The organism is Anoxybacillus sp. MB8 (assembly GCF_011006755.1).
Taxonomy (GTDB): domain Bacteria; phylum Bacillota; class Bacilli; order Bacillales; family Anoxybacillaceae; genus Anoxybacillus; species Anoxybacillus gonensis.
In genome coordinates this window covers 26,589-39,804 of sequence record NZ_RXXX01000001.1, presented here as the reverse complement: position 1 = coordinate 39,804, position 13,216 = coordinate 26,589, and the positions used below count along the sequence as shown (strand labels likewise).

13 protein-coding genes and 3 pseudogenes are annotated in these 13,216 nt (G+C 40.3%); all 16 read left to right on the top strand.

Annotated features, from left to right (window positions below):
* The first annotated feature begins 13 nt into the window (after nt 1-13).
* Nucleotides 14-1,123 carry an ArsR/SmtB family transcription factor gene (locus tag EKC99_RS00245; protein ID WP_041638188.1) on the top strand — a complete coding sequence of 370 codons (1,110 nt, stop codon included), beginning with the start codon at nt 14-16 and terminating at the stop codon, nt 1,121-1,123.
* A 204-nt stretch (nt 1,124-1,327) separates the two neighbouring features.
* Nucleotides 1,328-1,747, top strand: a complete 420-nt coding sequence (locus EKC99_RS00240; protein WP_163149779.1) for a hypothetical protein — start codon at nt 1,328-1,330, stop codon at nt 1,745-1,747.
* 12 nt (nt 1,748-1,759) lie between these two features.
* Nucleotides 1,760-2,248, top strand: coding sequence for a YpuI family protein (locus EKC99_RS00235; RefSeq protein WP_193330550.1), 489 nt, complete (start codon nt 1,760-1,762; stop codon nt 2,246-2,248).
* Nucleotides 2,249-2,306: 58 nt separating this feature from the next.
* Nucleotides 2,307-2,921, top strand: a pseudogene (locus EKC99_RS00230) (superoxide dismutase); the annotation flags it as partial.
* Between the two features lie 54 nt (nt 2,922-2,975).
* Nucleotides 2,976-3,382 (top strand): annotated as a pseudogene (gene tnpA, locus EKC99_RS00225) (IS200/IS605 family transposase).
* An 8-nt stretch (nt 3,383-3,390) separates the two neighbouring features.
* Nucleotides 3,391-4,854 (top strand): transposase, encoded by a 1,464-nt coding sequence (locus tag EKC99_RS00220; protein WP_240468778.1) that lies wholly within the window; start codon nt 3,391-3,393, stop codon nt 4,852-4,854.
* Between the two features lie 160 nt (nt 4,855-5,014).
* Nucleotides 5,015-5,203: pseudogene (locus EKC99_RS00215) on the top strand (Fe-Mn family superoxide dismutase); the annotation flags it as partial.
* A gap of 69 nt (nt 5,204-5,272) precedes the next feature.
* Nucleotides 5,273-6,385: a D-alanyl-D-alanine carboxypeptidase family protein gene (locus EKC99_RS00210; RefSeq protein ID WP_163149775.1), complete on the top strand. Its 1,113-nt coding sequence runs from the start codon at nt 5,273-5,275 to the stop codon at nt 6,383-6,385.
* A complete protein-coding gene (locus EKC99_RS00205; RefSeq protein ID WP_163149773.1) occupies nt 6,378-6,971 on the top strand; it encodes a nucleoside recognition domain-containing protein in 594 nt (197 codons plus the stop codon). The genes EKC99_RS00210 and EKC99_RS00205 overlap by 8 nt, the downstream gene beginning before the upstream one ends.
* On the top strand, nt 6,971-7,504 hold the full coding sequence (locus tag EKC99_RS00200) for a spore maturation protein (RefSeq protein ID WP_163149771.1): 534 nt from the start codon (nt 6,971-6,973) through the stop codon (nt 7,502-7,504). Before EKC99_RS00205 ends, EKC99_RS00200 begins: the two co-directional genes overlap by 1 nt.
* Nucleotides 7,505-8,124: 620 nt before the next feature.
* A complete protein-coding gene (locus EKC99_RS00195) occupies nt 8,125-8,268 on the top strand; it encodes a hypothetical protein (protein WP_163149769.1) in 144 nt (47 codons plus the stop codon).
* A 757-nt stretch (nt 8,269-9,025) separates the two neighbouring features.
* Complete coding sequence (locus EKC99_RS00190; RefSeq protein ID WP_163149767.1) at nt 9,026-9,736, top strand: hypothetical protein; 711 nt, start codon at nt 9,026-9,028, stop codon at nt 9,734-9,736.
* A 30-nt stretch (nt 9,737-9,766) separates the two neighbouring features.
* On the top strand, nt 9,767-10,144 hold the full coding sequence (locus EKC99_RS00185; protein WP_240468777.1) for a chloroquine resistance marker protein: 378 nt from the start codon (nt 9,767-9,769) through the stop codon (nt 10,142-10,144).
* Between the two features lie 89 nt (nt 10,145-10,233).
* Nucleotides 10,234-10,971 (top strand): 23S rRNA pseudouridine(2605) synthase RluB, encoded by a 738-nt coding sequence (rluB, locus tag EKC99_RS00180; RefSeq protein ID WP_163149764.1) that lies wholly within the window; start codon nt 10,234-10,236, stop codon nt 10,969-10,971.
* Nucleotides 10,972-11,064: 93 nt separating this feature from the next.
* On the top strand, nt 11,065-11,586 hold the full coding sequence (gene resA, locus EKC99_RS00175) for a thiol-disulfide oxidoreductase ResA (protein ID WP_163149761.1): 522 nt from the start codon (nt 11,065-11,067) through the stop codon (nt 11,584-11,586).
* Nucleotides 11,587-11,598: 12 nt separating this feature from the next.
* Nucleotides 11,599-13,215 (top strand): cytochrome c biogenesis protein ResB, encoded by a 1,617-nt coding sequence (resB, locus tag EKC99_RS00170; RefSeq protein WP_163149758.1) that lies wholly within the window; start codon nt 11,599-11,601, stop codon nt 13,213-13,215.
* The last annotated feature ends 1 nt before the right edge of the window (nt 13,216 follow it).

Sequence of the window (13,216 nt, the reverse complement as noted above, 5' to 3'; positions counted from 1 at the left end):
TATGGGATGTCAAATGGCTGTATACACAATGGAAGAAGTAAATCAACATTGTAAAGTAGAATTATCGACCTCTTCTTTATTTGAAATGATGGCATGTTTAAGAAAGTGTTACGTTTCATCGGGAAAAATGGGGGATGAGACTCATTTCCCAGTTGCGCGTTTTGAGAAGTTCTTTCAACAACATGAATCATTGTTGAAGAAGTTTTATGGTCGATATGAATATGGGGCGCAGCTGGCGGAATTTTTAGTTGATTTGCCTGCTCCACATACTTTTTCAAAACTCATGGAATATATCGGTCGTGTGTCCCCGTATGAATTTTTGTATTATTTATTCGGTCGTTACTTGTCTGAAAAGGAGATCGAGATTTGTTTAACGCAAACCGATTCCCCCCTTGATGAAATTCGCTCGAAAATCACATCTTTGGGCGGATTTGTGAATGACGAACAGTTGGAATTCGCACAGAACTATGAGCAGTATTTACAGGAGCTAACCTATCTTTGGGAACAATTTTATCGGCAATGTTACATCCATGTTGAACCCGTTTTGTCTCCTCTTTGGAGTCAGGCGAATGAGCGGTTGAATGCAGAACTCAATGAGTTGGGAATTGAGAAAATCGTTCGAAGACTATTGTACGATTATCCAATTCCAGAACAGTTTCCGACGAAAGAGACGAAGTTAATCAAATTGTATCCCTCGTATTTTGTGTCGCCGAAGTTTATTTTAGTTTGGGGACTTGGAGAACTTCATATTATTTATGATATGAGACATTGTATGAATGAAAAGAAGCTCTCCTTAAGTGGGTACCAGATAGGAATGAAATATGATGAAGGTCGGCTTCAGTATATTGCTGATATCTCCAAATCATTGTCCGAAATCGTTCGTATGAAGATGCTGTCACTTATTGCAAATAAAGAAAAAATGAAGTTGCAAGAGATGGCAAATCAATTAAATATTACGGTCGCTACCGTTTCAAGACATTTAAATCTTTTGAAACAAGTGAATCTCATTATGGAACAAAAAGAAAATGGCTATCATGTTTACGAGATTAATGAAGATGAGATACAAAAATATTGTTCTATGCTAAAAGAAACGCTATGTGTAAAAAAAGAAAGGGAAAGGTAACGGTAACAAAGTGTCGTTTCTATCCTTCTCTTGCGGTTACTCGTTATAAATTTAAACAAAAAACTTTGACTAATGAATAATATTAGACAGGTGCTTTTATGCGCCTGTTTTTTCTTTTTATAGTAATGATAAAATTTTTCGCACGATTCGTAATTTATGGTAAAATAAATGTAGCTTCGTTGTTGAAAAAGGGGTGTATCGTTTGTGAAAATCATTTCTTGTTATGGATACGAATTACAAAAAGCACAGCCGAATACGTCGGAAGATTTTTTTAACCGTTCGGAAGTAACGTTTGTTGACGATGATGGAACGGAGCGGACGTTGCGTGTGTTATATGTTCGATATTTCGATGAGCGTTTTTCACAATGGACGCCGTATGAACAAGATCCTGTATTTCAAGCAGGTGGGAAAGACGTATATTTTAAAGACATTGTCGCGCTCGTTTGTTTGCTCGCCGATCCATCACTTCGGACGCGAAAACGTGTATATATAAGTGAGGAAGAAGAGCTTCGTCGCTATTTTTCATCGATCGACTTTGCGAAATTGCCCGAAGTATTTGAGTCGCTTGCGAAACAACAAGCGTACGATGTGAAATCACCGCTTTTATTTATTGCGCAACCGTAAAGGAGGATGGAGATGGGGAATACTGTTGTTTTTAACCAAACGAAGCAAGTTGAGCAGTTGCTAAGTGGCATTGTAGAACAAATTACTCGTTATTTAAACGAAACGACGATTGAACAAATGCAGGCGGAATGTGCGGGCGACCGCCATTATTATGAAGGGGTGCTTGCGGATTTACGCCGTTTAGCCGTATATGGTGAAGAGGGAATTGACGCATGTCGCATCGTCCTTCAAGAAGAACCGTTTCGAAAAGCTGCCGCGGAACAGGCGTTATATAAAATTTATCATTCATGTGTGGCGGAATTTTTTACACCAAAGCGCGATTTATGGTATGAAGATAGCCGTTCAGCGTATACAGGAAGACATTCAATTAAATTGCGGCAACGTGCCCCCCAATCGTTGCAACAATTACTTCATTCCATCGAAGCCGACTTTCAAACAATGCGGGAAGAACTCGAATTTTATGAAACAGACTACCGAACAAAAATGATTCAATCGCAATAAGAAGCTGCGTGTGTCAGCTTCTTTTTTTGTTGCATATGATGCCGAAGGAGGTGGGAGTATGCAACAATATATTCATCACGTGCAAGCGTGGCTTGAGCGTGTAAAGCCATTTGTAGAGGAAGAGGCGCTTGGGCGATTAAACATGGAGCTTGAACGTGGAGATGTCGCGCGCATTCATGAGCAAGTGACAAATATATATGAACAAATACAACGTAAGCGCGTACCGATTGGAGGACATACGCTACCGAAGATACCGTATGCGTACAATGCATTAGAACCGTATATCGCTGAAGAAATTATGCGTTTGCATCATGAAAAACATCATCAAAGCTACGTCGACGGATTGAACCGCGCGGAGAAAATGATGCAACAAGCGCGTGAGAAGAATGATTATGCGTTATTAAAACATTGGGAGCGCGAAGCTGCGTTTCATGGTTCAGGGCATTATTTGCACACAATGTTTTGGAACAATATGAAACCGCGTGGCGGTGGGCGTCCGGCTGGGGAGTTACTTCGACAAATCGAGCGCGATTTTGGCAGCTTCGAAGCGTTTCAACGACATTTTACGGAAGCGGCGAAGCAAGTGGAAGGAAGCGGATGGGCGCTTCTCGTTTGGTCACCGTTTGCAGGGAGGTTAGAAATTTTACGAGGAAGCGCAAGAAAGCCCCTGTCTTTAGACACGGGGATGAATTGCGTATTGTTTATGGTATATTTAGTATAGAGGTGATTGTTTTTGGAAAACGAAAAATACACCCATAAAAAAGGGATTGTTTATCTCAATCAATATCATATTGTGTTTTGCCCAAAATACCGCAGAAAAGTGTTAGTTGGAGATATTGAACGAGATTTAAAAAAATTTTTGAAGAAGTTGCCAAAGAACATGATGTACAAATCAAAGCAATGGAAATTATGCCTGACCATGTTCATTTGTTCATTTCTTTTGACCCGCGTCAACATTTGCACAAAATTATACAAGCGTTTAAAAGGAAAAGCAGTCGAATATTAAGGGAAAAATATCCTTCGTTAAAAAGCAGACTACCGTCGCTATGGACACGAAGTTATTTTTGTTGCACTGTCGGTTATATTTCAGAAGAAGCGGTTAAACAATACATCGAAAATCAAAAGAACGTATAAAGGAAGTGGTGTCGTTGGCGAAACCAAAAACCAAAAGCTATGTGCTGACGTTGAAACTCAAAACAGAACTATGGCAGGCGCACATATTAGAGAAACGTTTTGAAATTGGCAGAAAAATATACAACGCTTGTTTGGGCGAATTGCTGAAACGGTATAAAAAACTACAACATGATGAACAGTATCGTCATCTAGCCCAACAACCAAAATCAAAAGAAAGAAACAACTTGCTAAATGAGTTATATCGTCAGTACGGAATCAATGAATACGCTATGCACGATTTTGTTAAGCCAATGCAACACCATTTCAAGAAACACATCGATTCACACACCGCACAAAAAATCGCTACGAGAGCATGGTTGGCAGCGGAAAAACGAATCTTTGGTAACGCAAAAAAAGTGTCTTTTAAAAAATACAACGAAATGGATTCGTTAGAAGGTAAAACAAATAGCACAGGCATCCGTTTCAAAGACAAACATTTGCTTTGGAATGGTTTATCTATTCCTGTTACGATTCATCCAAACGATGTGTATGCACATCTGGCTCTACAAGACCGTATGAAATATTGTCGCATCGTCCGTAAACGGATTAGAGGAAAAATCAAGTATTTTCTTCAACTCACTCTTGGAGGTGTGCCACCAAAGAAAATAAACCGCCAAACAGGAGAAATAAAACATCCAATAGGGCAAGGCGATGTTGGTATCGACATGGGAACACAAACCGTCGCTATTTGTTCGACGAAGGATGTCAAGTTGCTTCTTCTTGCGCCAAGCGTCGAAAACATAGAAAAACAAAAGCGAGTCCTTCAACGAAAATTGGATCGTCAAAGACGGGCGAATAATCCGCACAAATACAATGAAGATGGCACAATAAAAAAAGACAACAAAGAAAAATGGGTTTGGAGTAAAAATTATCTCAAAACTCATCAACAACTAGCCGAGTTACAAAGAAAAATGGCAGATAAACGGAAACAAGATCATCAACGGCTTGCCAATTGGATCATCGCATTAGGTCATCATATCCAAGTAGAAAAAATGAATTTCAAAGCACTGCAAGCAAAGGCAAAAGAAACAAAAGTCGGTACGAACGGAAAATACAAAAAGAAAAAACGATTTGGAAAAAGTATTGCGAATCGTGCACCAAGTTTGTTTTTAAACATACTGAATCAAAAACTGCAATATGAAGGCTATTCCCTTCAGTACATCGACACATTTCGCGTCAAGGCAAGTCAATACGACCACCAAAACGATGAGTACAACAAGAAAACACTTTCCCAACGATGGCACGAAGTAGACGGACGCAGAGTGCAACGAGATTTATACAGCGCATTTTTAATCATGAATGTGAAAGACAATCGAAAAGAAATAGATAGACACAAGTGTTTAGAGAGATGGGATCAATTTATTCGACTGCATGATGAAGAAATCAAACGACTTCGTCTTCATCCATATGTCATAAGTAGTATGGGAATTTAAATGATAAAAAGCGTCTTGAATCGGGCGCACAGGGCGATAAGCACCAGTGAGGTGTTTGCCCATGAAAGTCTTGTGGAATTAGAGTCAGTATCCATGCGAAGGTATGGAAGAAGCTCTATAGTACACAAGAACCCCGTGGCCTTAGCCATCGGGAGGTTCAGAGACGGAAAAACATCAAAACGGCACACAATGGACGACTGTTCCGATCCTTGTGTTAGATGTGTGGGAGCATGCATATTATTTGCAATATAAAAACGATCGCGCAACGTACGTTCAACAATGGTGGAACGTTGTCAATTGGGATGACGTTCAACAGCGATTTATAAACGCAAAAGGCCGCGTCATGTAGCGGTCTTTTTGTCATACATCATGTACTTATGCATACACTTGTACAAAACGGACAAAGGGATGAGGGTGTATGCGACGACAATGGTTCATATGGATGATCGTGCTTTGTTTTTTTTGTTCGCTTTTTCCGAATGAAGCGAAGGCGATGTCGGTGAGTGCCAAAAGCGCGATTTTAATGGAACAGACGACAGGACGGGTACTATTTGAAAAAGATGCGCATACAAAGCGGCGTATTGCGAGCATTACAAAAATTATGACCGCCATTTTAGCGATTGAATCAGGAAAATGGGAAGAGATTGTGACAGTAAGTGAACGGGCGGTTCGGACAGAAGGATCTTCGATTTATTTAAAACCAGGCGAAAAAATTGCGCTCAAACATTTAGTATATGGATTGATGCTTCGTTCTGGAAACGATGCGGCGGTGGCGATCGCTGAGCATGTTGGCGGTAGCGTCGAAGGCTTCGTTTTTTTAATGAACAAAAAGGCTGCAGAAATCGGCATGACAAATACGGAATTTGCGAACCCACACGGATTAGATGATGCAGAAAATCATTATTCCACTGCATATGATATGGCGCTACTTATGCGGTATGCGATGCACAACGAACAATTTCGCGAAGTATCGGGAACAAAATTGTATCGTGCGCCAAATCCGACAGAAGATTGGGACCGTGTTTGGCGCAATAAAAATAAACTGTTGACGCATTTGTATGAATATTGTACAGGTGGAAAAACAGGGTATACGAAGCGAGCGAAGCGTACATTAGTGACAACCGCTTCAAAAGATGGGCTTGACCTCATTGCAGTGACAATTGATGCAGGCGATGATTGGAACGATCATATCGCGATGTATGAGCATGGATTTGCGCATTATGAACTTGTAAAGATTCAAGCAGATACGATTGTGAAAGATATGGACGATCCTTTTTATGATCATCATTTGTTTGTTGCACGCGATTTTATATATCCGGTCACAAAAAAAGAAGAGTCGTTAATTCGTTTAGAGAGAAAATTACTTCGCCCACAAGAACGATGGAAAGAGACAGGCGTCCCATCTGTTGTTGGCAGGGCTGAACTATATATCGGAAATGAAAAAGTCGATGAAACACCTATTTTTTATAAACAACAAAAGAAAACACGTTCTTTTTTTGACTGGTTATTAGGGGTGGGGCGAGATGGTTAATTTCATTTGGGTTGCGCTTTTACTTATTGGGCTTGTGTTTGCAGGGATAAACGGAACGATGAAAGACGTCAATGAGGCGATGTTTCAAGGGGCGAAAGAAGCGGTAACGATTAGCATCGGGCTAATTAGCGTGCTCGTTTTTTGGCTCGGTTTAATGAAAATTGCTGAGCAATCTGGGCTGCTTTCGTTTTTTGCCCATTTGTTTCGTCCGATTGCGAAAAAAATTTTTCCAGAAGTGCCGTCCGACCATCCGGCTCTTGGGTACATATTATCAAATATGGTCGCAAATATGTTCGGGCTAGGAAATGCTGCGACTCCCCTTGGCATTAAAGCGATGGAGCAATTAAAGCAATTAAACGGTCAAACAGACGAACCGAGCCGTTCGATGATTACGTTTGTCGCTCTCAATACTGCAAGCATTACACTTATTCCTGCGACCGTCATTTCCATTCGCATGACATATCACTCTGCCTCACCAGGAGAAATTATTGGCACGACATTTGTCGCTTCCCTTATTTCGACAATATCAGCGATTATGATTGACCGCGCGTTTTACATACGGAGGCGGAAAAAAGGAGGACTGTGATGCAGGTTATTCAATTTTTATCGCTTTGGCTCATTCCTATTTTAATCGCTTGCATTTTGTTGCATGGAACGTACAAGCGTGTGCCGACGTATGAGGCGTTTGTTGAAGGGGGAAAAGAGGGAATTCAAATCGCTTTTTCTCTCATTCCGTATTTAGTTGGTATGCTCGTTGCTGTCTCCGTTTTTCGCGCTTCCGGTGCGCTTGATTTTTTTATTTCATATATAAAACCGTTCATCGTCCCGCTCGGACTGCCGTCTGAAGTCGTTCCGCTTGCGATCATCCGTCCGATTTCAGGAACGGCATCGCTCGGCATTGTGACGGACTTAATCGCAACATACGGACCAGATTCATTTATCGGGCGATTAGCTTCTACAATTCAAGGAAGTACAGAAACGACGTTATACGTGCTCACGGTTTACTTCGGTGCTGTCGGCATTCGCAAAATGGGCGATGCCCTAAAAGTCGGCTTGCTTGCTGACTTTGTTAGCTTTATTGTATCATTTGTTGTTGTATTATGGATGTTTGGAAAGTGAAGTGTTTAACAGTCTGGCAAAATGGGACTGTCCGAAAAGTAGTATTTAATCCCGCAATCTAAAAAAGAAAACCCAAAGAATGCTGTAAAATCAACATTCTTTGGGTTTTAATTTTGATATATTCCCAACCAAAATAGGATTTTTATGGCTCTTCACCAAAAGTTGTACTTGATTTTTTCATAACATACCTTACTTATGCATCCAAGAAAGAACAGGAAACAAATGATTTTTTGCATACACTTGTTCAGAGAAGTGTACCGTCTGACAAGTACATGTTGTGGTGATGAACTATTTTTATACATTAATGATTTTTATTGAAAACATAGAGATAATGAAAAAAATTCAATTTACAAAACTGCTGTTTTTATTATTCAATCATTGTCCGATGACGTGTGGGGGTATGGCTTTTTTATTGATTATGGCTTATCAACGAACGTTGTTCTAACAAAAGGACAAAACAAAGGAAATAGGGATATATCTTTTTGGAGAGCTCATTAAATAAATTAGGGTGTATGGTTGAGAAAAAGTAGAACAGACAGTAAAGCATGTCGCCGATGACGTCATAAAGTAAGGAAGATCATTCAAAAGCCGTTCAGCACGCAGAAAAGAAAGCTGAACTCGTGGTGAAACGAGTGACAAAAGATACGATGCACATTAACCCGAAGACAAAGGAAGCTTTTCATCAAGCGGAGAAAGTGATCGAACGCAAAGAACGACGATTAGAAAGGAGAGCAGAGCATGTCACGAAAGTAGGTGTTTTATGATATAACTATAATTAATGTAAGGTAAAAAATCTCGAGTGAATGGCTAGACGAGTAGAAAAACATTGAAAATCCACCTACGTTTTTTCAAAACACCTGATCTATCATGCGATCGAGTTTTTAGAGGTGCGGGTCATGAGACATTGGTGGATACAATATTTAATTTAACATAATTCCGAAAGAAGTCTCCCACTTCAAGCGTGTGAAGGGCGTAGCCCAACGATCAGTGGGAGATGAATTTCGGTTGGCGTTAGCCAAATCTTGTGATAAACTGAATATATCATATGTTTCTTGATAAGTGGCTATACGGGGGGTTGAGTGGACAAATGAATAGGCGAAAACCAAGCAGATTCCTTCCACTCGTAAAATAGCCAAGGTAGAAATGTCGGATATCTAGGGTTGGGACGATCCGAAGTCACGCTCAGGGAGACGAAAGGTGGCTTTCGTCGCGGAACTGAGAAGCTCCCACTTCAAGCAAAGTTAAGTGGGAGTAGTTCACTACTGTGCAACAAAGATTTTACTATAGCCCCCTGTTGAATACGAAGTAGGTCGGATGGGATGGCACGTCATGTAGCATGGACGACAGGACAACAGATGGAACGGAAGCAACGGAGCTATCCTCCTCAATCCGAATAGGCGAGGCTGTGGTTATTAGTTGGAGTGAGGAGTTTGCTGAGGCTCTTTGAATTGTTGCTAGTTTTATCTTAGAGGGATGGCGAAAAAGACTGATATATCACCATTTTTGAGGAGGAGAGTCTTTATGAGAGGATTGCCATATAGCTTTGAGATGAGAAGTGTACAGCCTATGGGAAAGCCTAATTTTGCTGTAATTAAAACAAAAATTGAGAATATAAAGCCTGAAATTATTAATGCCAAGATGTCTCAAAAGCCCCATATCGGTATAAACGGTGGTTTTTTTGCTGCTGATAATGGTTACAATAATCCTCCAACAGGGTTACGATCTATAAGCTACTGGAAAGGAGATACTTCATACTACGAATATAATGGAACGAAAGATAAACAAATTAGGAGGAAAACCTTTGTTTCTTATGTTGATAAAAATAACAATATGAGAGCGACTTTCATGTACGCGAGAAACCTCAATGAAGTTCTTAAGGCCTATCCAAGCGCAAAGGCAGTAATTGGTGGGAACGACTACAATAGGGAAAATTGGGGGGATGACTTAATAGTTATTGGATACGATTTCGCTACATGGAGAACCGTTTTGGCGTGGGATGATGAATATGGGTATATGATTGTCACAGAAGGTAACGCAGCTAATATACCTGGTTTAAAAACATACATTGAAAATATAGGTTTTGATCCTGTAAGATCGATTGTATTAGATGGGTCGGGTTCGACCTCGATGAGGGTAGTCAAAAATGAAAAAGTTTATTGGTATGGTTCCCCTTCCCATGATAGATATATTGGGAATATGGTGAGAGTATATGGGATAGACTGGTTTGAATGACAAGGTGTAATTTTCAGAGTGGTGTGAGGTATGTGGATCATGATTATAAATAAGCGATTTATTTTAAATGTTACAGTTATATCTCTTCTTTTAAGTTTCGTGTATAGCTTTTTATTTCTGACAATTGAACATCATCTTTTTTCTAACGAAATGAGTAGCCCAGGGAGCGCTGTCATTTTTACAGCTTTGTTTTTAATTTTATACATGTTTCACCTATTTGCTTCTTGGCTACATTACATGTTGTTTATAAATAAAATGGCGGGTTCAATTGTAGGTAAAGTAATAGCTTTTTATTTTGTTGGCTTTTTTTTATTGTCCGTTTTGTACATGCTTTTTCAAGTGAAAATTGTTTGGCTATTGTTTGCTTCGTTTGTTATTCTTTCTTTTCCTGTATACAAGCAAAGTTAGGAGAAAGTCGCATCTCGTGCGTCTTTCTCCTTTCTTATTTTTGAACTCCTGTACCGAATGTGGTAAAACTATATAGTGAGGTGAATGAAATGGAACGATTACAGAAAGTAATTGCTCATGCTGGCATCGCATCGCGAAGAAAAGCAGAGCAATTGATCGTCGGAGGAAAAGTGAAAGTAAATGGAAAAGTAGTGACTGAACTTGGGGTGAAAGTAAGCCCGCAAGATCGCATTGAAGTAGACGGTATTCCGCTTGAGCGCGAAGAGCCGGTATATTATTTGTTGTACAAGCCGCGCGGTGTTATTTCGAGCGTAAAAGATGAAAAAGGAAGAAAAGTAGTGACTGACTTTTTTAAACATGTAAACAAACGTATTTATCCGATCGGACGGTTAGATTACGATACGTCTGGATTGTTGCTGCTGACAAACGATGGGGAGTTTGCTAATTTATTAATGCACCCGCGTTATGAAATTGAAAAAGTGTACATCGCAAAAGTAAAAGGTATTCCAGCGCGTGAAAAAATAAAACAGCTGGAAAAAGGAGTAGCGTTACAAGACGGTATGACGGCGCCAGCGAAAGCGAAAGTGTTATCCATTGATAAACGGAAACAAGCAGCCATTGTTGAACTGCGCATTCATGAAGGACGAAATCGTCAAGTTCGCCGCATGTTTGAAGCGATCGGTCACCCTGTGTTAAAGCTAAAACGAGAACGTTACGCTTTTTTAGATTTAAAAGGGCTTAATCCTGGAGACTACCGCGAGCTATCGCCACATGAAGTGAAGCAATTGCGCGCATTGGCGTTAGCTGGTTCACCTTATCCATCATAATTTTGTCACAGTTTGTTCAAATAATTTTTATTATTTATATAGTGGTAACTTGTATAATGAGGTTGATGAAAACGGTTTATAGGAGGGTTGGCGATGAAAGGAAAGCGATTTTGGCTTCGAACAGTCATTTTAGCCATCATGCTCGCGGCTATTGGTTATACGATTTATTCGAACGTTTTTGTCGAGAAAAGAGCAATTCAAGTAGGCGATTCGGCGCCAGACTTCGTACTTACCGACTTAAACGGAAACAAAATTCAACTATCCGATTATCGTGGAAAAGGTGTATTTTTAAACTTTTGGGGAACGTGGTGTAAGCCGTGTGAAAAAGAAATGCCGTATATCAATAGCCAATACAATGTATACAAAAATGAAGGAGTAGAAGTGATTGCGGTTAACGTAGGGGAAGCGAAAGTAACAGTACAAACGTTCGTTGATCGCTTTCAGCTGACGTTTCCAGTCGTCATCGATCAGCAAGATCAAGTCATGAATGCATACAACATCGGTCCGTTGCCAGCGACATTTTTAATTGACAAAGAAGGCAAAATTGTAGATATCATTACAGGGGCGATGACGGAAGAGGATGTAAAAAAATATATGGAACGAATTAAGCCGTAAGGGGTTTTCGACATGGAACAAGTAAAATGTGAATGCGGGCACGTGAATCCGATTGGTACAGTTCTTTGTGAAGCATGTGGTAAACCGTTAGAAGAAGTGCCAATGTTATTGGACATGCGTTATGAAGGAAGCGCTCGCCGTTCGCAAACGTACAACCAAACGATTGTTGATAAAATATGGAACTTCTTTTCGTCTGTTAAAGTTGGGGTTTGGCTTATCGTTATTACGTTAGTCGCTTCGGCCATCGGCACAATTTATCCACAACAGATGTACATTCCGCCAACAGTGTCGCCAGCTGAATATTATGAGGAGCAGTACGGTTGGCTCGGGAAATGGTATTACGCGCTAGGATTTCACGATTTATATAGCTCATGGTGGTATATGTTGCTTATAGCGCTTATTGGTGTATCGCTCGTCATTTGTAGTTTAGACCGTGTCGTGCCACTATATCGGGCGTTAAACAATCAGCGGGTGACGAGAAATGAACAATTTTTACAACGCCAACGTCTATTTAGCCGTTCACAAGTGAAAGACTACGAAAATGCTTTACCTCGCGTGGTCGATCGGTTAACGAAACGGGGCTATCGTATTCGTGAAGAGAATGGAAATATTTTGGCGGAAAAAGGCCGCTTCTCTCGTTGGGGACCGTACGTCAACCATATCGGACTCATCATTTTTTTAATTGGCGCGATGCTTCGATTTGTTCCGGGAATGTATGTGGATGAAAACATGTGGATTCGCGAAGGAGAAATAAAAGAAATTCCGGGAACGAAAGGAAAATATTTTTTAGAAAATAAAACGTTTATTTTTGAAGTATACGAGAAAGAAAAGGAAAAAGAGGCGTTTCAAGCTGCCATTGACCGTGTCGGTAGCGGAATGATGGCGAAAAACTATCAAACAGATGTGGTGCTATATGAGCGTGTTGGCCCGGTTGTTGCCGGTGAAGAGCCGAAGTTAAAAAAAATAAAAAGCTTTTCCATTCGAGTCAACGAGCCGCTCAAACACGACTACTATGCATTGTACCAAGTGGACTTTAAATTGAATGAGCTAAAAAGTATGTCATTTCATTTGACAGATAAACAAACGGATAAGTCTTTTGGTACGATTACAGTTGATTTAATCCAACCGGAGAAAGAATATGATCTTGGCAACGGTTATAAAGTACAACTATTAAGCTACTTTCCAGATTTTTATTTTGATGAAAATGGAAATCCGAATACGCGCTCGAAAGTGCCAAACAATCCGGCGTTTGTATTTAAAATGTTTGCCCCAGATCGTCCAAAAGGCGAAGTGAGCTTCACCGCCATTCGTCAAACGATTGAACCGCTTGGTAATAACAAATATAAAATGGCGTTTGCGAATATTGAAACACGAAATGTATCCGCATTAACGGTGCGTCGTGATTTTACACTTTGGATTTTAGGCGTTGGCGGCGCGATTTTTATGATCGGCCTTATTCAAGGGATGTATTGGAACCATCGCCGCGTATGGATTCAACGGATCAACGACGAGGTGCTCGTTGCTGCACATACGAATAAAAATTGGTTTGGGCTGAAAAAAGAGTTGGAAAGTATATTTCATGATACGCCGTTTGTCATGCCAATCGATCAAGCGGACAAGCGGTCATAAG

What these genes read in the sequence shown, in the direction of transcription:
- EKC99_RS00185 (WP_240468777.1), top strand. Translation starts at nt 9,767, where the DNA reads ATGTGGATCATGATTATAAATAAGCGATTTATTTTAAATGTTACAGTT.
- resB (WP_163149758.1), top strand. Translation starts at nt 11,599, where the DNA reads ATGGAACAAGTAAAATGTGAATGCGGGCACGTGAATCCGATTGGTACA.
- EKC99_RS00245 (WP_041638188.1), top strand. Translation starts at nt 14, where the DNA reads ATGGCTGTATACACAATGGAAGAAGTAAATCAACATTGTAAAGTAGAA.
- EKC99_RS00190 (WP_163149767.1), top strand. Translation starts at nt 9,026, where the DNA reads ATGAGAGGATTGCCATATAGCTTTGAGATGAGAAGTGTACAGCCTATG.
- resA (WP_163149761.1), top strand. Translation starts at nt 11,065, where the DNA reads ATGAAAGGAAAGCGATTTTGGCTTCGAACAGTCATTTTAGCCATCATG.
- EKC99_RS00205 (WP_163149773.1), top strand. Translation starts at nt 6,378, where the DNA reads ATGGTTAATTTCATTTGGGTTGCGCTTTTACTTATTGGGCTTGTGTTT.
- EKC99_RS00200 (WP_163149771.1), top strand. Translation starts at nt 6,971, where the DNA reads ATGCAGGTTATTCAATTTTTATCGCTTTGGCTCATTCCTATTTTAATC.
- EKC99_RS00235 (WP_193330550.1), top strand. Translation starts at nt 1,760, where the DNA reads ATGGGGAATACTGTTGTTTTTAACCAAACGAAGCAAGTTGAGCAGTTG.
- EKC99_RS00210 (WP_163149775.1), top strand. Translation starts at nt 5,273, where the DNA reads ATGCGACGACAATGGTTCATATGGATGATCGTGCTTTGTTTTTTTTGT.
- rluB (WP_163149764.1), top strand. Translation starts at nt 10,234, where the DNA reads ATGGAACGATTACAGAAAGTAATTGCTCATGCTGGCATCGCATCGCGA.